The sequence below is a fragment of the Mycobacterium sp. NS-7484 genome (assembly GCF_001953975.1).
Lineage (GTDB): Bacteria > Actinomycetota > Actinomycetes > Mycobacteriales > Mycobacteriaceae > Mycobacterium.
Genome location: NZ_MBEJ01000099.1, coordinates 156,545 through 176,900, shown reverse-complemented (window position 1 = coordinate 176,900; position 20,356 = coordinate 156,545). Strand labels below are relative to the sequence as shown.

Annotated in this window: 16 protein-coding genes and 1 pseudogene; 9 read left to right on the top strand and 8 right to left on the bottom strand. The window is 66.9% G+C overall.

Going from position 1 to position 20,356, the window contains the following annotated elements; genetic code table 11:
• Window positions 1-245, bottom strand: a pseudogene (locus A5733_RS19230) (hypothetical protein); the annotation flags it as partial.
• Window positions 246-395: 150 nt separating this feature from the next.
• Here A5733_RS19230 and A5733_RS19225 point away from each other — a divergent pair.
• Window positions 396-1,661: an MFS transporter gene (locus A5733_RS19225; RefSeq protein WP_158070623.1), complete on the top strand. Its 1,266-nt coding sequence runs from the start codon at window positions 396-398 to the stop codon at window positions 1,659-1,661.
• 34 nt (window positions 1,662-1,695) lie between these two features.
• Window positions 1,696-2,688, top strand: a complete 993-nt coding sequence (locus tag A5733_RS19220; protein WP_076241266.1) for an ornithine cyclodeaminase family protein — start codon at window positions 1,696-1,698, stop codon at window positions 2,686-2,688.
• On the opposite strand, the gene A5733_RS19215 is transcribed toward A5733_RS19220, so the two are convergent.
• Window positions 2,632-3,066 carry a hypothetical protein gene (locus tag A5733_RS19215; protein ID WP_076241265.1) on the bottom strand — a complete coding sequence of 145 codons (435 nt, stop codon included), beginning with the start codon at window positions 3,064-3,066 and terminating at the stop codon, window positions 2,632-2,634. The two genes, A5733_RS19220 and A5733_RS19215, sit on opposite strands and share 57 nt — an antisense overlap.
• A gap of 103 nt (window positions 3,067-3,169) precedes the next feature.
• On the opposite strand from A5733_RS19215, the gene A5733_RS19210 reads away from it, so the two are divergent.
• Window positions 3,170-4,696, top strand: a complete 1,527-nt coding sequence (locus tag A5733_RS19210; RefSeq protein ID WP_076241287.1) for an HNH endonuclease signature motif containing protein — start codon at window positions 3,170-3,172, stop codon at window positions 4,694-4,696.
• Window position 4,697: 1 nt separating this feature from the next.
• Here A5733_RS19210 and A5733_RS19205 read toward each other — a convergent pair whose 3' ends face one another.
• Window positions 4,698-6,314, bottom strand: a complete 1,617-nt coding sequence (locus tag A5733_RS19205; RefSeq protein ID WP_076241264.1) for an AMP-binding protein — start codon at window positions 6,312-6,314, stop codon at window positions 4,698-4,700.
• Window positions 6,311-8,008, bottom strand: coding sequence for an AMP-binding protein (locus A5733_RS19200; protein WP_076241263.1), 1,698 nt, complete (start codon window positions 8,006-8,008; stop codon window positions 6,311-6,313). Before A5733_RS19200 ends, A5733_RS19205 begins: the two co-directional genes overlap by 4 nt.
• Before the next feature lie 59 nt (window positions 8,009-8,067).
• Between A5733_RS19200 and A5733_RS19195 the strand changes: the two genes are divergently transcribed.
• Together A5733_RS19195 and A5733_RS19190 are read left to right on the top strand one after the other, a co-directional pair.
• A complete protein-coding gene (locus A5733_RS19195; protein WP_067773574.1) occupies window positions 8,068-8,907 on the top strand; it encodes a LuxR C-terminal-related transcriptional regulator in 840 nt (279 codons plus the stop codon).
• Between the two features lie 83 nt (window positions 8,908-8,990).
• Entirely contained in the window at window positions 8,991-10,109 is a 1,119-nt protein-coding gene (locus A5733_RS19190) for an epoxide hydrolase family protein (protein ID WP_142254082.1), read from the top strand.
• A 124-nt stretch (window positions 10,110-10,233) separates the two neighbouring features.
• Here the strand turns inward: A5733_RS19190 and A5733_RS19185 are convergent, their stop codons facing one another.
• The 3 genes from A5733_RS19185 to A5733_RS19175 are packed head-to-tail and all read right to left on the bottom strand — an operon-like array spanning window position 10,234 to window position 15,872.
• A complete protein-coding gene (locus tag A5733_RS19185; RefSeq protein WP_076241261.1) occupies window positions 10,234-12,081 on the bottom strand; it encodes an ABC transporter ATP-binding protein in 1,848 nt (615 codons plus the stop codon).
• Complete coding sequence (locus A5733_RS19180) at window positions 12,078-13,943, bottom strand: ABC transporter ATP-binding protein (protein WP_076241260.1); 1,866 nt, start codon at window positions 13,941-13,943, stop codon at window positions 12,078-12,080. Before A5733_RS19180 ends, A5733_RS19185 begins: the two co-directional genes overlap by 4 nt.
• A 36-nt stretch (window positions 13,944-13,979) precedes the next feature.
• Complete coding sequence (locus A5733_RS19175; RefSeq protein ID WP_076241286.1) at window positions 13,980-15,872, bottom strand: ABC transporter ATP-binding protein; 1,893 nt, start codon at window positions 15,870-15,872, stop codon at window positions 13,980-13,982.
• A 95-nt stretch (window positions 15,873-15,967) separates the two neighbouring features.
• Here A5733_RS19175 and A5733_RS19170 point away from each other — a divergent pair, with 95 nt between their 5' ends.
• Both A5733_RS19170 and A5733_RS19165 read left to right on the top strand, forming a co-directional pair.
• On the top strand, window positions 15,968-16,687 hold the full coding sequence (locus A5733_RS19170) for a response regulator transcription factor (protein ID WP_076241259.1): 720 nt from the start codon (window positions 15,968-15,970) through the stop codon (window positions 16,685-16,687).
• Between the two features lie 10 nt (window positions 16,688-16,697).
• A complete protein-coding gene (locus tag A5733_RS19165) occupies window positions 16,698-18,038 on the top strand; it encodes a HAMP domain-containing sensor histidine kinase (protein WP_067773589.1) in 1,341 nt (446 codons plus the stop codon).
• Between the two features lie 102 nt (window positions 18,039-18,140).
• Here the strand turns inward: A5733_RS19165 and A5733_RS19160 are convergent, their stop codons facing one another.
• A complete protein-coding gene (locus A5733_RS19160; protein ID WP_067773592.1) occupies window positions 18,141-18,503 on the bottom strand; it encodes an FKBP-type peptidyl-prolyl cis-trans isomerase in 363 nt (120 codons plus the stop codon).
• 31 nt (window positions 18,504-18,534) lie between these two features.
• Between A5733_RS19160 and A5733_RS19155 the strand changes: the two genes are divergently transcribed.
• Together A5733_RS19155 and A5733_RS19150 are read left to right on the top strand one after the other, a co-directional pair.
• On the top strand, window positions 18,535-18,783 hold the full coding sequence (locus tag A5733_RS19155) for a DUF2630 family protein (RefSeq protein WP_067773595.1): 249 nt from the start codon (window positions 18,535-18,537) through the stop codon (window positions 18,781-18,783).
• Window positions 18,784-18,790: 7 nt separating this feature from the next.
• Window positions 18,791-20,347 (top strand): NAD(P)/FAD-dependent oxidoreductase, encoded by a 1,557-nt coding sequence (locus A5733_RS19150; RefSeq protein WP_076241258.1) that lies wholly within the window; start codon window positions 18,791-18,793, stop codon window positions 20,345-20,347.
• Window positions 20,348-20,356 lie beyond the last annotated feature (9 nt).

Sequence of the window (20,356 nt, the reverse complement as noted above, 5' to 3'; positions counted from 1 at the left end):
GGATTGGGCGGGATCTTGATGGGCTCGGTGGTGGCGTCCCTGGTGTACGAGTTGAAGTAGTCGCGGTATTCCCGCGGGATGCGTCGATCCAGCATCAGCCGAACCCGGTACGGATCAGCGTCACCGAAGTGCCGGCTGACCACGATGAGATTGCCGTCCGGGTCATCGACCGCCACCGACTGCCGGAGTTGCGCGGCGAGACGGTCGACCAACTGTTGCGCCTCGTCGACCAGGCTTGTCTGCACGACTTCATCCTCTCGTAGGTCGCCAATCGGACAAATGAAGCAGCGAGCCCGGCCGACTTCCAGCAGCTGCTGCATGACTACAACATGTGACGCAGATCAAACTGAACCATGCCCACAGCCGAGTCGAGTCCGACGAGACCGACCACATCAATGGACGACGCCAGGTGGAATCGTCTGCACACCCTGGCGGCCGTCTGCACCCTGGGTGGAACTGCACTCGACGGATACATTCTCGGCGTGGTCGGCGGTGCCATCAACGCCGCGACCGACGAGATGGAATTCTCGCCGCTGAGCCAAGGGTTGGTCGGGGCCAGCGCCTTGATCGGCATCTTCATCGGCGGTTTCTTCTTCGGGCGGGCCGCCGACCGGTGGGGCCGGCGCGTCGTGTTCCGATGGAACCTCGTCGCGTTCCTGGCGCTGTCCCTGTTGCAGCTGGTGACCTTCAGCACCTGGGACCTCAGCGCCTACCGGATCCTGCTGGGCGTGGCGATCGGGGTCGAGTACGCCGTCGGCGCCGCACTGCTGTCAGAGTTCGTCCCCACCCGCATGCGCGGGCCCTTGTTGGCCACCCTGCAGACCACCTGGTTTATGGGTTTTGTCAGCGCCAACTTTGTAGCCCTGGCGTGGGCGGATGACAACTGGCGCGTGGTGCTGGCCAGTAGCGCTCTGCCCGCCCTGGTGATCGCGACGGCGCGGATATGGCTGCCAGAATCGCCTCGGTGGCTCCAAGCGCAGGGCCGGATTGCCGAAGCCCAGGCGATCGTCGACAAGCACTTCCCAGCCGGCACCACCCTGCCCCAGGTGCAACCCACCGAAGAATCCGGCAAGTTCTCCGAACTGTTCAGCAAGCAGCACTGGCGCAACACCGTCTACAGCAGCCTGTTCTGGGCGTGCCAGGTCGGCCCCTTGTTCGCCATCTTCACCTTCATCACGCCGGTCCTCGACGACATCGGGCTGCCGTCAGGCTTCTCGCGCGACTTCATCATGAACATGCTGCAGTTCGCCGGTGCCGCGGTCTTCATCTGGGTCGTCGCGATGAGCCGACGTCGCTCGTTGGCCATCTGGACATTCGCCGCCACGCTGGCAGCCCTGCTGGTCCTCGGCGTCTTCCCGAACGCCCCGCTGACCGTGCTGGCGATCGCGACCGGGCTCTACCTCTTCATCGCCTCGGGCGCATCGAACCTGCAGTTCGTCTACCCCTCGGAGATGTTCCCGACGCGGTTGCGTACCTCTGGTGTCGGCTTCGCAGCATCGATGAGCCGGGTCGGCGCGGCCATCGCGACTTACCTGTTGCCGGTGTTGATCGCCACCGTCGGAATCAACGCCTCATTGCTCATCCTCGCGCTGTTCCCGTTGGTCGGGTTGCTCGCCTCGATCGCGTGGGCTCCCGAGACCAGCAAGTCCGCTATCCACTGATCTGAACCAAAAACCCAAGAAGGGAACGTTTTACGTGACTGCGATCGTCAAGGGCCAGAACCTGCTCTACCTCTCCAAGGCCGAGGTTGTCGGCCTCGGGGTGTCCCGGCAGACCATCTTGGAGAAAGTGGCCGAGGCACTCATCGAGCACGGCCACAAGCGCTACGAAATGCCCGCCAAGGTCGGGGTGCATCCGTATGAGGACGTGTTCTTCCACGCCATGCCCGCTTATCTGCCGGAGATGAATCTGGTGGGGGCCAAGTGGATCGAGTGCTATCCGCGCAATCCCCGCGAATTCGGCCTGCCCCAGACCACCGGCCTGTTGTGCATCAACGACGTCGAGACCGGCGTGCCGACCTGCGTCATGGACAGCAGCTGGCTGACCGCGATGCGAACTCCGGCCGTCACGGTACTGATGGCCAAGAAACTGCATCCGGGAGCCAAGAAGTTCGGCATGTTCGGCGCCGGAGTGCAGGGCCGCGAGCACGTGCTGTTCGCCGCCGAATACCTCGACAGTCTCGACGAGATCCTGATCTATGACCGCTACCCCGAGGTCGCCGAAAAGTTGGTGGCCGATATCGCCGGCAGCATCGACACCCCGGTGCGGGTCGGTAGCTCCGTCGAAGAGGTGGTCAAGGAGTGTGAGGTACTGAGCTCAGCCACCATAGTTGTGCGCGAACCGATGTCAATCGCCCAGGATGAATGGGTGTCAGCGGGTCAAACCATCATTCCCTGCGACCTCAACACATTCTGGGCCCCGAAGATCTCCCGCCGCGCCGACGCCTACATCGTCGACTCCACCGACGAACACGATCTGTTCGTCGAAATGGGTTACTACCCGGGCGGGAGCCCCACCATCACCGCTGAGACCGGTGAGGTGCTCGCCGGCCTGAAGCCCGGACGTACCTCGGCTGACCAGTTGATCGTGAACAGCAACATCGGAATGGCGGTGTGCGACATGGCCGTTGCCTCAGCGATCCACCAGGCTGCGCTGGAAGCGGGAGTCGGGGTGACCCTCGATCTGTAAACGGTTGCGGGTGCAGTAGCACAGGACTACCCCGGCGATGACGACCTCGACGAGGGCCAACAGCATCGTCAATGTCATCACTGTGGACTGCGCTGCACCCGCAACCGGGCCGACCGTGTGCTGATGCGCAGGCATCGGACTGTGCACCGCAACCATCGCCAGGTTCATCAACGCGACGGCACACCAGATCCCCGGGGTACCGCGCTGCCAGAGGTCACGCGCACAAAACAGGCAGCCGACGATCATCGCCGCGAGCAGGCCCCAGACCGCCGGGTTGACGGTGTGAGTCAGCATGACGACATGCAACGCCGCCGAACAGGCCGCGAGGACCGCACAGGCCCGCCGTCCGATGATGGAGGGCCTGCGTGCAGCGGTCATCCCGTAATCGTCGCAGGGACGAGGTGCGTGCGCTGACGAACGAGGTGCCGCTGAGGTGGTGAAACCGCTGTGGTTGTCGGTCGGTGGTGGCATAATCGAACATGTGTTCGACACTGATTCTGATGCGGCTCTCATCCACGCGATGAGCGCTGCGGCGCGGGCAGAATCCGCGGCGATCGCCGCGCGGCTGGCCGCCATCGGTGCGTTGGACACCCGCCGGGAACGCGAACTGGCTGAGACGGTGTATTGGCGCACCGACCCGTTCGAAGCGGTCGCCGCCGAAATCTCGGCAGCGTTGAACATCAGCCGCCACCGCGCCGGTGAACAGATCCGCCACGCCCGCGTGTTGCGTGACCGGCTTCCCCAGGTGGCGGCCCTGTTCGCCTCCGGCGCGATCGATATGCGGATGGTGTTGGTCATCATCAACCGCACCGACACCGTCGACCCCACCGCCTGGGCTGCTGTCGACGAAGCCCTGGCCGCCCGCGCGGGAACCTGGATGCGGTTGTCGAAACGCAAATTGCGTGACCGCATCGATCAATGGGTGGCCCGACTGGACCCCAACGGTGAGCGGGTGCCCCCGCAGATCGATGAGGGCCGGCATTTCAGCGTCGAGGCCGGCACCATCCCGGGCATGGCGACGGTGTGGGGCAATCTACGGGTCGGTGATGCCGCCGCCCTCGATCAACGCCTCGACGCCCTGGCCGCCACCGTCTGCCCCGATGATCCCCGCACACTCGATCAGCGCCGTGCTGATGCCGCCGGGGCGTTGGCGCGACTGCAAGACCACCTGCCCTGCCTGTGCCGCACCCCGGACTGTCCGGCAGCAGGCACCCGGGCTGCTGCCGATGCCGCGGTGGTGCATCTGCTGGCTGAGCAAGCCACCCTCGATGCCAACAGCCCCACCCCCGGCTACCTGCCCGGCTACGGGATCGTGCCCGCCCAAAGCGTGCGCGACCTGGCCGCCAATGCCACCCGCAAAACGGTGCGCCTACCCGGCGACAACCCCACCCCCGAGACCACCGGCGACGCTGTGGATGTGGCCGCCGATACCGGCGAGGCGGCTGACAGTGGTGAGGCCACCGCAAAGACCTCTGCTCCCGAGCCTGGGTATCGCCCGTCGGTGGCGTTGCGGGAGTTCATCTTCTGGCGGGATCTGACCTGCCGGTTCCCCGGTTGCGACCGGCCCGCACAGTACTGCGATGTCGACCACACCGTGCCCTATCCGGCCGGGCCGACCCATCCGTCGAACAACAAAATGTATTGCCGCACACACCATTTGGTGAAAACGTTTTGCCCCGGCTGGGCCGATCGCCAATCACCTGATGGCACCGTCGAATTCAACACACCCACCGGGCACATCTACACCACCGAGGCCCACGGCGCCACGCTGTTTCCCATCCTGGGCCAGTCGACCGGGGACCTCAACCTCCCCAAACCCGAACCCGAGGCGCAAAGTCCGCACCGTGGCATGAAGATGCCCAAACGCAGCCACACCCGCGAACAAGAACGCCAAGAACGCATCGCCGAAGAACGACACCTACGCGCCGAAATCAACAACGACCTCGACGTCGAACGCCAATACCAAATCTGGCTCGCCGAAGAATACGGACCACCCCCACCATTCTGATCTAACGAGGGTCGAGCCCCAGCAGCTTGACGCTCTCCTCACGCATGTCGACCTTGCGGATCTTGCCGGTGACCGTCATCGGGAACTCGTCGACGATGTGCACGTAGCGCGGAATCTTGTAGTGCGCCAGCTTGCCGGTCGCGAATGCCCGCAAGCTCTCGGCATTCAGCGGTGAGCGGCCGGGTTTCATCCGGATCCAGGCACAGATCTCCTCGCCGTACTTCGCGTCGGGAACTCCGATCACCTGGGCATCGTCGATGTCGGGATGGGTGTAGAGGAATTCCTCGATCTCCCGGGGATAGACGTTCTCGCCGCCGCGGATCACCATGTCCTTGATCCGGCCGACAACGGTGCAGTAGCCGTCCTCGCGCATCACCGCCAGGTCCCCGGTGTGCATCCAGCCTTCCGCGTCGATCGCCTCGGCGGTTTTCGCCGGCTCCTCCCAATAGCCCACCATGACCGAGTAACCGCGCGTACAGAATTCACCGGGCTGCCCACGGTCGACCGTCTCGCCGGTGTCCGGGTTGACGATCTTGATTTCCAGGTGCGGATGGGCCCGACCGATCGTGGCGGTACGGCGCTCCAGATCGTCGTCGACAAGCGTCTGACACGACACCGGCGAGGTCTCGGTCATGCCGTAACAGATGGCTACCTCGGCCATGTGCATGTCGGCCACCACCCGCTTCATCACCTCGACCGGGCACACCGAGCCCGCCATGATCCCGGTGCGCAGCGAGGACAGGTCGAACTGGCCGAAGTCGGCGTGACCCAGCATCGCGATGAACATCGTCGGCACCCCGTACAGCGCGGTACATGCTTCGGTCTCCACCGCGGCCAGCGTGACGCCGGGGTCGAAACCCGGTGCGGGAATGACGATGGCCGCACCGTGGGTCAGCGCACCGAGATTGCCCATCACCATGCCGAAGCAGTGGTAGAACGGCACCGGGATACACACCCGGTCGCCGGGTGCGAGATTGATCAGACCGCCGACGAAAAATCCGTTGTTGAGGATGTTGCGGTGGCTGAGCGTCGCGCCCTTCGGGAAACCGGTTGTCCCCGAGGTGTATTGGATGTTGATCGGATCTGTGTTGGACAGCTCGCCGAGCCGTGCGCGCAGCGCCACGTCGTCGGCCTGCTCGGTGTGCAGCCGGTCCCAATCCAGCGTGCCGAGGAAGATCACGTCGACGAGATCGGGGCAATCCGACTGCACCTCGGCCACCATCGTCACATAGTCGGAGGTCTTGAACGCGGTCGCCGACACGAGCGTGCGCACACCGGATTGCTTGAGCACGTAAGCCAACTCGTGGGTGCGGTAGGCCGGGTTGATGTTGACCAGGATCGCCCCGGCCTTGGCCGTGGCGAGTTGCAGGATCACCCACTCGGCACAGTTTGGCGCCCAGATACCGATGCGATCGCCTTTCTGCACGCCCAGGCCGAGCAGACCCCGCGCCACCGAATCGACTTCGTCGTTCAGCTCGGTATAGCTCCAGCGCCGTCCGGTCTGCACCTCGACCAGTGCCTCGGCATCCGGTTGGGCCGCCACCGTGCGCTCGAAGTGCGCCCCGATCGTCTCCTCGAGCACCGGCACATCCACCGGGCCGGCATCGTATGACTTCATCCGAGCAGGTCCTCGTACCGGTATTCGGTCGAAATCGGTTCGCCCGCTTCATGAGCCGCATCCTCACGCTGGCGCAACTCGACGCGGCGGATCTTGCCCGAGATGGTCTTGGGCAGGTCGAAGAACTCCACCCGGCGGACCTTGAGGTACGGCGCCAGGTGGTCCCGGGCATAGGCCATGACGTCTTTTGCCGTCTGTTCGTTGGCTTCCCAGCCCTCGGCCAGCGCGACATAGGCCTTCGGCACCGCCAGCCGGGTGTCGTCGGGCTGGGGCACCACCGCGGCCTCCACCACCGCCGGATGCTCGATCAGCACGCTTTCCAACTCGAACGGTGAGACCTTGTAGTCGCTGGACTTGAACACGTCGTCGGTGCGCCCGATGTAGGTGATGTAGCCGTCGTCGTCCCGACTGGCCACGTCGCCGGTGTGGTAGTAGCCACCGGCCATCACGGCCGCGTTGCGTTCCGGGTCCCCGAGGTACCCCGTCATCAGATTGTGCGGATTCGCCCCGAGGTCCAGGCAGATCTCGCCCTCGTCGGCGGGCGTGCCGGTGATCGGATCCACCAACACCACCGGCACCCCGGGCATGGGTCGGCCCATCGACCCTGGCTTGACCGGTTGGCCCGGGGTGTTGCCGATCTGCAGCGTGGTCTCGGTCTGGCCGAACCCGTCGCGGATCGTCAACCCCCACGCCTTCTCGACCTGCGCGATCACGTCGGGGTTCAGCGGTTCACCGGCGCCCAGGATCTCGCGCAGCCCCGCGGGCCGCTCACCCAGATCGGACTGGATCAACATGCGCCACACGGTCGGCGGCGCACAGAACGTGTTGACACCGGCCCGACGCAACTGGGCCAGCAGCGCGGCCGCATCGAACCGCCGGTAGTTGTAGACGAAGATCGTCGCCTCGGCGATCCACGGCGCGAAGAAGCAACTCCAGGCGTGTTTGGCCCAGCCCGGTGAGCTGATCGCCAGGTGCACATCGCCGGGTTTGACCCCGATCCAGGCCATCGTGGTCAGATGCCCGACCGGATAGCTGATCTGGGAATGCTCGACGAGCTTCGGCTTGCTGGTGGTGCCGGAGGTGAAGTAGACGAGCATCGGGTCCTCGACCGTGGTGCACGCCTCGAACCGGTCCGGCTCGACGGCGTCGGCCTCGCGGTATGCCTGCCAGCCCGGCACCGCCTCGCCCACCACGACGCGGGTGTAGTCACCGGGCACGTCGGCGAACTTGGCCGTGTCGACCGTGTTGGCGATGACGAACCCGGCACCCCCGCGCGTGATCCGATCCGACAGGTCTGCCGGCCCCAGCGCCCCGGTGGTCGGCATGATGACCGCGCCCAGCTTGGCGATGGCCAGCATGGCCTCCCACAGCTCGACCTGGTTGCCGAGCATGAGGACGACCCGGTCGCCCTTCGTCATGCCGAGGCCTCGCAACCACGTCGCGACCCGGTCTGACCGCTGGGCCATCTCGGCGAACGTCACCTGCTGCTCGGACCCGTCCTCCTCGACGATCCACAACGCCGTGCGGTCGTTGTCCCGCGCGATGGCGTCGAACCAGTCGGTGGCCCAGTTGAAGGTGCCGCCCAGCTGGGGCCAGACGAACTGCTCGACGGCCTTGTCGTAGTCCTCGATGGTGGCAACCAGCTGGTCACGGGCACCCCGATAGCGGTCGGTGTTGCTCGCGGCGTCATTCATGACAGCTATGCTCTACGTCACACTTGTCCGACCGCTACCCCCGAAAGTGGGTATCTGCGATGCGCCCCTGGCTGCTGCGGCCTCGTGACGCCGACGCGGTACGCGCCGAGCTGCGCCGAATGGCCACCGAGACCGGCCTACCCCTGGCCTTCGGCGGCCAGGTGCAGAACGACACCCTGCTGTTGAGTGAGTTCTTCGGCACCCGCACCGGCGCCATGCGCGGGCTTGCGGTGTTGCCCAGTGCGGGGCTGGGCGGCGCCAGCGTGGTGTCGCGCCGCCCGATCTCGGTACCCGACTATCGGCGCGCGTCGATCATCACCCACGACTACGACGAGCCGGTGCTCTCCGAGGGCATCCGCTCGATCCTGGCCGTGCCCGTGGTGGTCGACGGCAAGGCCCGCGCCGTGCTGTACGGGGCGCACCGCACCAGTTCCCCGATCGGTGGCCGCACCGCCGCAGCCATGGTGGCCTCGGCGCAACGGTTGAGTGACGAGTTACGGGTCCGCGACGAGGTGGACCGGCGGATGCGGATGCGCGAGGCCGCGCTCACCCACTTCCCCGATCAACCCGCCGACACCGAACAGATCCGCCAAGTGCACGCCGACCTGCGCCGGCTCGCAGCCGACAGCACGGAGCTGGCCGGGCCGCTGCGTGAGCTCGCCGACCGGTTGGCGGTGGCGTTGCGCGGCGATCCGCCGGCGAGTGCCCCGTTGACGTCGCGCGAGGTCGACGTGTTGGCGCAGGTCGCTTTGGGATGCACCAATGCCGAAGCGGCACAACGCCTTTCTCTGAAACCCGAGACGGTGAAGAGCTATCTGCGCAGCGCGGCGGCCAAACTCGGCGCCCGCAACCGGCACGAGGCGGTGTCCAAAGCCCGACGGCTGCGCCAGATCCCCTGACGAAACACTTGCGCTGAAGATTGCGGTCACCGGGTAGCCGCGATCTTCAGCGTAATGCTCGACACCGCGGGAGGATGGCCCACATGACCCCGAGCGACCCTGCGATCAAGCCTTTCCGCATCGCAATTCCCGACGCCGATCTCGACGACCTCAAGGACCGGCTGAAGCGGACCCGATGGCCCGAAGTCGAGACCGTCGACGACTGGACGCAGGGCAGTCCGCTGGCCTACACCCGCGAACTGGCGACCTACTGGGCCGACGAATACGACTGGCGGGCCCGCGAAGCGGCGCTGAACCGGTTCGACCACTTCATCACCGAGATCGACGGTCTGGACATCCATTTCATCCACCAGCGCTGCGGGCGTGCGGATGCGTTTCCGCTGTTGATCACCCACGGTTGGCCCGGGTCGATCGTCGAATTCCACAAGGTGATCGAGCCCCTGACCGAGGCGGGGTTCGACGTGGTGTGCCCGTCGCTGCCCGGTTACGGGTTCTCCGGCAAACCGACCGCCACCGGCTGGGGCATCGAGAAGATCGCGCAGGCCTGGGAGGAGTTGATGACGCGCCTGGGCTACGACCGCTACGGCGCGCAGGGTGGTGACTGGGGAGCGGCGGTGACGACGCAGATCGGCCGCAACGTCGGGTCATGCGTGGGGATTCACGTCAACATGCCGATCGCCCAGCCGCCGGCCGACGGCATCGGCGAGATGACCGAAGACCTGCAGAAGGCGCTGGCCCGCATGGAGTACTACCGCAAATGGGATTCGGGCTACATGAAGCAACAGTCGACCCGGCCGCAGACGCTCGGATACGGCCTGGTGGACTCCCCCGTCGGGCAATTGGCCTGGATCGTGGAGAAGTTCTGGTCGTGGATGGACTGCGACGGGCATCCCGAGAACGTGGTGTCCAAAGACGAAATGCTGGACAACGTGATGCTCTACTGGGTCACCGCGTCGGCGGCGTCCTCGGCCCGGCTGTACTGGGAAAGCCACGACACCTGGGGCGGCGGTGACTACGTGAGCCTGCCCACCGGGATCGCATCGTTTCCGATGGAGATCCTGCGGGCCCCGCGCAGTTGGTGCGAAACCGGCTACAACGTCACCCATTACACGACGATGCCGCGCGGTGGGCACTTCGCCGCGTTCGAGCAGCCGGACTTGTTCGTCGATGATGTGCGAACGTTCTTCGACACCGTGCGGTGATTTCGGGGTGCCGCCCGCGTCGATTTCTACACCCGGGCGGTGGTTTTCGCCGGAAAGCAGCCCTGGGGTGGAAATCGGCGCGGGGTATGCGGGGTTTGGCGTGGAGGTCGCTGCGTGGCAACCCTCAGGCCAGGGAATCCACCCAGGCCCGGTGCAGTGCGGCGTAGGCACCGCCGGCCCGGCCGATCAGATCGGCCGGCGCCCCGTCCTCGATGATGCGGCCATGCTCGAGGACCAGCACGCGGTCGGCGATCTGAACGGTGGAGAGCCGATGGGCGATCACCAGGGCGGTGCGGTCGGCGAGCACGGTTTCCAACGCGCGCTGCACCATTCGCTCACTGGGGATGTCCAGTGACGACGTCGCCTCGTCCAGGATCAGCACCGCCGGGTCGGCCAGGAACGCCCGGGCGAACGCCACCAACTGACGCTGGCCAGCCGAGAGCCGTCCGCCGCGTTTGGCGACATCGGTGGCGTAGCCGTCGGGCAACGCCTCGATGAACCCGGCCGCGCCGACCGCCGCCGCGGCCTCGGCCACCTGCGCATCGGTGGCCTCGGGCCGGCCGAACCGGATGTTGTCGGCGATCGTCCCGGCGAACATGAAGTTCTCCTGGGTCACCATCACGACATGGCGGCGCAGCTCGGACTGCGCCAGCGCGCGCAGGTCCACCCCGTCCAACGTCACCGTTCCGGCCGTGGGGTCGTAGAACCGGGAGATCAACTTCGCGATGGTCGTCTTGCCGGCACCGGTGGTGCCGACCAGTGCCACGGTCTGCCCGGCCGGAACGGTGAGGTCGAGGCCCGGCAGCACGGGGCGGCCGGGCGTGTACTCGAACTGTACGCCGCGGAAATCGATGCGGCCCTTCGGATCCGGTAGTTCCACCGGCTGTTCGGGGTCGGCGATCGCGGGACGTTGCGCGAGCACGCCGGCCAGCTTCTCCAGTGCCGAGGACGCCGACTGGAAGGTGTTGAAGAACTGCGAGATCTCCTGCATCGGTTCGAAGAACATCCGCAGGTAGAGCAGGAACGCCGCGAGCGTGCCGATCGTCATCTCGCCGTGCAACACCCGATAGCCGCCGTACAGCAGCACCACACCGGTGGTCAGGTTGCCGACGAGCTTGACCCCGGGCATGAAGACCGCCAGCAGCTTGAAAGTCTTCTCGTTGATCGCCCGGTACTCGTCGGCGACGTCGTCGAAGATCTCCTGGTTGCGCGGCTCGCGCCGGTAGGCCTGCACGGCCTTGATGCCGGTCATGGTCTCGACGAACTGCACGATCACCAGCGCGGCGCTCTCCCGCACCAGCCGGTAGGTCTTGGCCGACTCGTTGCGGAACCACCACACCAGCGCCACCAGCACCGGGAACGCCGCCAGGCACATCAGGCCGAGCCGCCAATCCAGCGCGATCAACAGGACGGCCGTGCCGAACAGCGTCAGCACCGCAGTGACCAAGCTGTCGAACCCGGTTTCCAGCATGTCCTGGATGGCCTCGACGTCATTGGTGGAGCGGCTCACCACCCGACCCGACGTATACCGATCGTGGAAGGCGACGTCGAGCCGTCCGAAATGCCGGAACACCCGGCGGCGCAACTCAAGTAGCACCTGCTGGCCGATCCGCCCGGAGCGACGCAGAAAGAACATCCGGCTGACCGCCTGCACGAGCACCACCACGCACAGCGTGCCGACGATCAGCATCAGCTCCCGAGCCGGGCCACCCTCCAGGATCGGCGGGATACCCCGGTCGATACCCCGCTGCACCAGGATCGGAACCGACAGCCGGGCAGCGTTTTCCACGATGACCACCAGTGCCAGCACGGCGACCGTCCACCGGAACGGGCGTAGCAACGACCCGAGCAGAGCCCGCGCCTCGCGGCGCCGAGGCACGCTTTCATCGATCGGCAGGGCGGACGTTTCGACGGCGCCGGCTTGATCGTCGTTGTCGTCCACAACCTGCCCGCGCCACTCAGTGGTGGTCATCGGCGTTGCACCTCCGCACCGAAACGTGGCGGCTCGCCCACTTCGTCGATGGCTGCGCGTTCGTCATGCTCACGCTGCAACCGGCCCAGCTCCTCCTCGTCTTCCCAGTCACAGGTGCGCTCGCAGGCGTCGTCGAGTTGGTCATCGGCGGCCAGCAGATAGCGGTACTGCGGTACCTGCGCCAGCAATTCGGCATGCGTGCCGATGTGGGTGATGGTGCCGTCCTGCAACAACGCGACCTTGTCGGCCAGTAGAACCGTCGACGCGCGGTGCGCCACGATGATGCCCGTCACTCCACGCAGCACCCGCCGCAGCGCCTCCGTCACCACCGCCTCGGTGTGCACGTCCAGCGCCGAGAGCGTGTCGTCGAGCACCAGGATCTTGGGCGCGGCCAGGATGGCGCGGGCCAGCGAAAGCCGTTGGCGCTGACCGCCGGACAGGCTCATGCCCTGCTCCCCGATTCGGGTGTCCAGGCCGAACGGCAGGTCGTAGACGAACTGTGCGGCGGCGATCTCGACGGCCTCGCGCAGTTGCTCGTCGGTGGCATCGGCACGGCCCAGCCGCAGGTTCTCGGCCACCGACATCGAGAACAGCGTCGGGTCCTCGAATGCGGTGGCCACGGTGCGGCGCAACACCGTCAGGCGCAGCTCGCGGATGTCGCGGCCGTCGATCAGGATCTGTCCTTCGGTGACGTCGTACAGGCGCGAGAAGAGCGCAGCCAGAACCGATTTGCCCGAGCCGGTCGCGCCGACGAGCGCCAGCGTCTGCCCCGGCTCCACTACCGCGTTGACGTGGCGCAGGGCCCAATCGTGCTCGCTGTCGGAAAATTTGAAGCCCACATCGCGCAACTCCAGCCGGCCACCACGCGGCGCTTCGGACACCGGGCCGTCAGCGATGTCGATGGGGGCGTCGAAGATCTCGGCGATCCGGTTGGCCGCGGTGAACGACTCCTGCATCATCGACAGCAGGAAACCCAGCGAGGCGATCGGCCACACCAGCGAGAGCATCATCGTGATGAACGCGACCAGCGTGCCCATCGTGACGTAGCCGTGGCCGGCCGCGTAGGCGCCGAACCCGAGCACCACGATCAACGTGAGGTTGGGGATGACCTCCAGCACGGTCCAGAACTTCGCGGACACCGCCACTCTGGCGACCTGTGTGTCATGCAGGCGGGTGGCCTGCTCGTCGAAGCGGTCGTACACATAGTCCTCGCGGCCGAATGCCTTGACCACGCGCAGCCCCAGCGCGGCTTCCTCGACATGGGTGGCGACGTGGCCGGTCTGATCCTGGGCCAGCCGGGACAGCCGGGTGTATTCGCGTTCGAAGTGCAGCACCGTCAACGTGATCGGCACGATCGAGACCAGGACCACCACCCCCAGCGGCCAGTACATGGCCAGCAGGATCGAGGTCACCGCGACGATCTGCAGGGTGTTGAGAAGCAGGAACACCAACCCGAACGACAGGAACCGCCGGATCGTGGACAGATCGTTCATCACCCGCGACAGCAGCTGACCGGACTGCCAGCGGCTGTGGAAACTCATCGGGAGGATCTGCAGCCGCGCATAGAGATCCTTGCGGATGTCGGCCTCGACGCCCATGGTCGCGCGGGCCACCAGCCAACGCCGGATGAACCACAGCACGGCCTCGGACACCCCGACCGCCACCGCGGCCGAACCCAGGACCCACAGACCGTGCGGATCCTGGTGGCGCACCGGGCCGTCGATCACGGCCTTGGTCATCAGGGGAATGCCGATGGTGGCGCCCAAGCTGGCGACAGCCACCACGACCATCACGATCCAGCGGGCCCGGTACGGCAACAGGTAGGGCAGCAGCCGCCACAGGTCCGTACTCGCGCGCTTCACTGGATCAACCTTCCCATCAGGGGCAAACGATTAACCTCACGCCGCCGAGACCTCCTCGGAGAACTGGGTGTCGTACAACTCGGCATACCGGCCGTCGCGCGCCAGGAGGTCACGGTGGGTGCCGCGTTCGACGATCCGCCCGTCCTCGATGACCAGGATGAGATCGGCCGAGCGGACCGTGGACAGCCGGTGGGCGATGACGATCGAGGTGCGGCCGTCGAGGGCTTCGGCCAGCGCCTGCTGCACGGCGGCCTCCGAGGCCGAGTCCAGCGACGCCGTCGCCTCATCGAGCACCACCACCCGTGATCGTCCCAACAGCAGGCGCGCGATGGTCAACCGCTGCCGCTGTCCTCCGGACAGACGGTATCCGCGCTCACCGACAACCGTGTCCAAGCCGTCCGGCATCGCGGCGACCACATCGTCGAGGCGGGCCCGGCGCAGGGCCTCCCACAGGTCGGCGTCGGAGGCCTCGGGCGCGGCCAGCAGCAGGTTCGACCGGATTGATTCGTGGAACAGGTGCCCGTCCTGGGTCACCATGCCCACGGTGTCCTTGAGCGAGGCGAACGTCACGTCGCGCACGTCGACCCCGTTGAGCCTGATGGCACCGCTGTCGACGTCATACAGCCGGGCCATCAGCGACGCGATCGTCGACTTGCCGGCGCCCGACGATCCGACCAGGGCCACCATCTGGCCGGGCTCGGCCGTGAACGAAATGCCGTGCAGCACCTCGTCCCCGCCGCGGTCATCGAGGGTCGCGACTTCTTCCAGCGACGCGAGCGACACCTTGTTCGCCGCCGGATAGGAGAAGCGGACGTCTTGAAATTCAACGGAGGTCGAGATTCCGTCTTTCCCGTCGGGCACGTCGACGGCACCCGGCTTCTCGGCGATCAGCGGCACCAGGTCCAGCACCTCGAAGACCCGCTCGAACGACACCAGGGCGCTGGCGATCTCGACCCGCGCATTGGCCAGGGCGGTCAGTGGCGCGTAGAGCCGGGTGAGCAGCAGTGCCAGCGATACCACCGCACCGGCCTGCAGCTGCCCGCCGATCGCCAGCACACCGCCCAGCCCGTACACCAACGCCAGTGCCAGCGCCGACATCAGCGTCAGCGAATTCATGAACACCGACTGCAGCATCGCCGTGCGCACGCCGATGTCCCGGACTCGACCGGCCCGCACCGCGAACTCGTCGGACTCGCGCTCGGGGCTGCCGAACAGTTTGACCAACGTGGCGCCCGGCGCCGAGAACCGCTCGGTCATCTGGGTGTTCATCGTGGCGTTGTGAATGGCGGCCTCGCGCGACAACCCGGCCATCCGGACGCCGATGCGCCGCGCGGGCAGCACGAACAACGGCAGCAGCACCAACGACAACAGCGTGATCTGCCACGAGATGCTCAGCATCACCACCAGCGTCAGGGACAGGGTCACCACGTTGGCGACGATGCCCGAGAGCGTGTCGGAGAAGGCCCGCTGGGCGCCGATCACGTCGTTGCCCAACCGGCTGACCAGAGCGCCGGTACGGGTGCGGGTGAAGAACGCCACCGGCATGCGCTGGACGTGGTCGAACACCGCGGTGCGCAGATCCAGGATCAGGCCCTCTCCTATGTTCGACGACAACCACCTGGTCACCAATGCCACTGCGGCCTCGGCCAGCGCCACCGTGGCGATCACCAGCGCGAGCGTCACCACCGTCGAGGCCGGGCCGCCGCGGGTGATCGCATCGACCACCCGGCCGGCCAGCACCGGCGTCGTCACCGTCAACAGTGCGCTGACCACACTGATCACGACGAACCCCGCCAGCCGGCGATGATGGCGCGCCGAGAAGCGCCAGATCCGGGACAACAGCTGCCGGTCGGCCAGCGAGCGCAGGTCACCGTCACGGGCATGCGTCTGCCGATACAGCGTCTGCCTGGCCACTGTTTCCAAACTCATGGACATCACCGTAGAACCTGAACAATTGTTGAGGTCAAAGACTTCCCCGGGACTTCCCGGGCGCCTACGCGATCCGGCATGGGTCATCGGGCAAGATGGCGGGTATGGATAGCGCTGCCGGTGGCATGGCCTCGACCCGGGTCCTCGTCGTGGACGACGACCCCGACGTGCTCGCCTCGCTGGAACGCGGGCTGCGGTTGTCCGGGTTCACCGTGTCGACCGCCGTGGACGGGGCCGAGGCGCGGCGCAGCGCCACCGAGACCCGTCCCGACGCGATCGTGCTCGACATCAACATGCCCGTGCTCGACGGCGTGAGCGTGGTGACGGCGCTGCGCGCCATGGACAACGACGTGCCGGTCTGCGTGCTCTCGGCCCGCAGCAGCGTCGACGACCGGGTGGCCGGCCTCGAGGCCGGTGCCGACGACTACCTGGTCAAACCGTTCGTGCTGCAAGAACTCGTGGCCCGGGTCAAGGCCCTGCTACGCCGGCGCGGCGCCTCGGCGACCTTCTCCTCCGAGACCATCCAGGTCGGTCCGCTCGAGGTCGACATCCCGGGCCGGCGCGCCCGCGTCAACGGCGTCGACGTGGACCTGACCAAGCGCGAATTCGACCTGCTGGCCGTGCTGGCCGAGCACAAGACCGCCGTGCTGTCCCGAGCCCAGTTGCTGGAACTGGTCTGGGGTTACGACTTCGCCGCCGACACCAACGTCGTCGACGTGTTCATCGGCTACCTGCGCCGCAAACTCGAAGCCGGCGGGGCACCACGGCTGCTGCACACCGTCCGGGGGGTCGGATTCGTGCTCAGGACGCAGTAGCCCGATCGCCATGAGCCCGCTGACCCGGATCTTCCGCCGCACCCCCTCCCTGCGGACCCGGGTGGCGTTCGCGACCGCCATCGGCGCCGCGATCGTCGTCGTCATCGTCGGCACCATCGTGTGGGTCGGCATCACCAACGACCGCAAGGAACGGCTCGACCGCCGCCTCGACGAGGCGGCCGGTTTCGCCATCCCGTTCCTGCCGCGCGGCCTCGGCGAGATCCCCCGCTCGCCCAGCGACCAGGACGCCGTGATCACCGTGCGTCAGGCCGGCAACATCGCCTCGAACTCGAACGTCGTCCTGCCGGAGCTGCCCGACGGCTACGCCGACACGTATATCGACGGCGTGCGCTGGCGGGTGCGCACCGTGCAGATCCCCGCGCCCGGGCCGATGTGGGTGGCCGTCGGTGCCACCTACGACGCCACCATCGCCGACACCAACAACCTGCACCGCCGGGTGCTCATCATCTGTGTCTTCGCCGTCGGAGCGGCCACCCTGCTGGGCTGGCTGCTGGCCGCGTTCGCCGTTCGCCCACTCAAACGGCTGGCCCAGCAGACCCGCCAGATCGAAGCCGGCGACGAGGCGCCCGACGTCGAGGTTCGCGGCGCCACCGAAGCCGTCGAGATCGCCGACGCGGTAAACGGCATGCTGCAACGCATCTGGTCCGAACAGGGCCGCACCAAGGCCGCGCTGGCCTCGGCCCGCGACTTCGCCTCGGTCTCCGCTCACGAACTGCGCACCCCGCTCACCGCGATGCGGACCAATCTGGAGATCCTGGCCACCCTCGACCTGCCCGACGACCAACGCAAAGAAGTGGTCAACGACGTCATCCGCACGCAGTCACGGATCGAGGCCACCCTGGGTGCGCTCGAGCGGCTCGCACAGGGTGAGCTGACCACCACCGACGATCACGTCACCGTCGACATCACCGAACTGCTCGACCGCGCGGCCCACGACGCCATGCGCGTCTACCCCGACCTCGAGGTGTCGCTGGCCCCGTCACCGACGGTGATCATCATCGGCCTGCCGACCGGGCTGCGGCTGGCGGTCGACAACGCGATCGCCAACGCCGTCAAACACGGCGGCGCCACGCGGGTCCAGCTGTCGGCGGTGAGCTCACGCGAAGGCGTCGAGATCGCGATCGACGACGACGGCGTCGGCGTGCCCGAGGAAGAACGCGTGATGGTGTTCGACCGGTTCTCCCGCGGGTCGACGGCATCGCGCTCGGGATCCGGGCTGGGCCTGGCGCTGGTGGCCCAACAAGCCGAATTGCACGGCGGCACCGCGGCTCTCGAATCGAGCCCGCTGGGCGGGGCCCGATTGCTGCTACGCCTGCCCGGGCCGAGCTGAGAAGCACGCAGCCGCCTCGCCACGATCTACCTGAGGGTCGTGACGCCGTGAAATCAGCGACCCTGGTGTCGAACTCGGCGCGCGGCGCGACTGAAGAAAACTTCAGCGGACCCCGAGCAGATCGATGACGAAGATCAGCGTCTTCCCCGACAGCCGATGCCCCGACCCGGCCGGGCCATAGGCCTGCGCCGGCGGGATGACGAGTTGCCGACGGCCACCCACCCGCATACCGGGAATTCCGTCCTGCCACCCCTGGATCAGGCCGCGCAAGGGAAATTCGATGGATTCTCCGCGATTCCACGAACTGTCGAACTCTTCACCCGAGTCATATTCGACGCCGACGTAATGCACCTCGACCGTGCCGCCGGGCACGGCTTCGGCGCCGTCACCGACCACGACGTCGGTGATCACCAATTCGGCAGGGGCAGGTCCGTCCGGAAACTCGATCTCTGGTTTTGTGCTCACCAGATCAACCGTAGTCCGGCAGACTGGTCGTGTGGCCAAAGATCAGGACATCCTCGCCGAAGTTCACCGGCTCGTTGCCGAAGAGCAGGAGCTCCGGTCGAAACTGCAGCGCAAAGAGATAGACGAAGACGAAGAACACCACCGCCTGAGGTCGCTGGAAGTGGCCCTCGACCAGTGCTGGGACCTGTTGCGGCAGCGCCGCGCGCTACGTCAGACCGGGCAGGACCCGGACCTGGCCGAAAAGCGCCCGGCCGACGAGGTCGAAGGCTATCGGAACTGACCAGCCGGTGACCGAACAGGCAGTGGACGCCGTCGTCGTCCGCGGCGGGCACAACGGCCTGGTTGCTGCCGCCTATCTGGCCCGCGCAGGACGCCGCGTGCAGGTGCTCGAGCGGCTCGACCATGTCGGCGGCGCAGCGGTTTCCGCCCACGCCTTCGACGGTGTCGACGCGCGGTTGTCGCGCTACTCGTATCTCGTCAGCCTCCTGCCCCGGCGTATCGTCACCGATCTCGGGGCCCGGATCCGGCTGTCCCGACGGCGATATTCGTCGTACACGCCGGATCCGGCCGGCGGCGGGGCCACCGGCCTGCTGATCGGACCGGAGGCGACGTTCGACGCGATCGGTGCCGACGCCGATGCCGCCGGGTTCGACGACTTCTACCGCCGCTGCCAGCTGATCACCGGCCGGATCTGGCCCACGCTGCTGCAGCCGCTGCGCACCCGCAGCGACCTGCGCGCACACGTGCTGGCCGGACAGGACACCGTAGCGGCCGCCGCGTGGGAGGCGTTGATCGAGACACCCATCGGTGAGGCGATCACCGCCGCGGTGTCGCACGATCTGGTCCGCGGCGTGATGGCCACCGATGCCCTGATCGGGACCTTCGCCGGACTCGACGATCCATCGCTGATCCAGAACGTGTGTTTCCTCTATCACCTGATCGGTGGCGGTACCGGCGAATGGGACGTCCCCGTCGGCGGAATGGGCGCGGTGAGCGGAGCCCTGGCTGCCGCCGCCACCGGATTTGGCGCCGAAATCATCACCGGCGCAGACGTTTACGCCATCGACCCGAGCGGTGAGGTGCGCTACCGCCGCGACGGGACGGGCCACCGGGTGCGCGCCGGACACGTGCTGGCCAACGTGACGCCGGCCGTGCTGGCCGAACTGCTCGGCGAGCCCGCCCCCGACACCGCCCCGGGGGCTCAGATCAAGGTGAACCTGATGCTGCGCCGATTGCCCCGGCTGCGCGACGAAGCCGTCACACCCGAGCAGGCATTCGGCGGCACCTTCCATGTCAACGAGTCATACCGCCAGCTCGCCGACGCTTACGAGGCCGCGGCCGCCGGGCGGGTGCCCGACCCGCTGCCGTGCGAGGTCTACTGCCACTCACTGACCGACCCCAGCATCCTGTCCGACGATCTGCGCGCCTCAGGCGCCCATACCCTGACCGTTTTCGGTCTGCACACACCGCACTCACTGGCTCTGGCCGACCCTGACCGGATGCGGGACCGATTGACATCGGCCGTGTTGAACTCGCTGAATTCGGTTCTGGCCGAACCGATTCAAGATGTGCTGATGGAAGATGCCGCCGGGCGGCTGTGCATCGAGTCGAAGACCACCGCCGACCTGGAACAGGTCCTGGGGATGACCGCGGGCAACATCTTCCACGGTGCGCTGCGCTGGCCGTTCGCCGAAGATGACGAACCGCTCGAGACGGCGGCGCAACGTTGGGGAGTGGACACCGGCCACGACCGGATCCTGTTGTGCGGCTCAGGTTCCCGACGGGGCGGCGCGGTCTCGGGGATCGGCGGCCACAACGCGGCGATGGCGGTGCTCGAGAACTGAACCGACGGG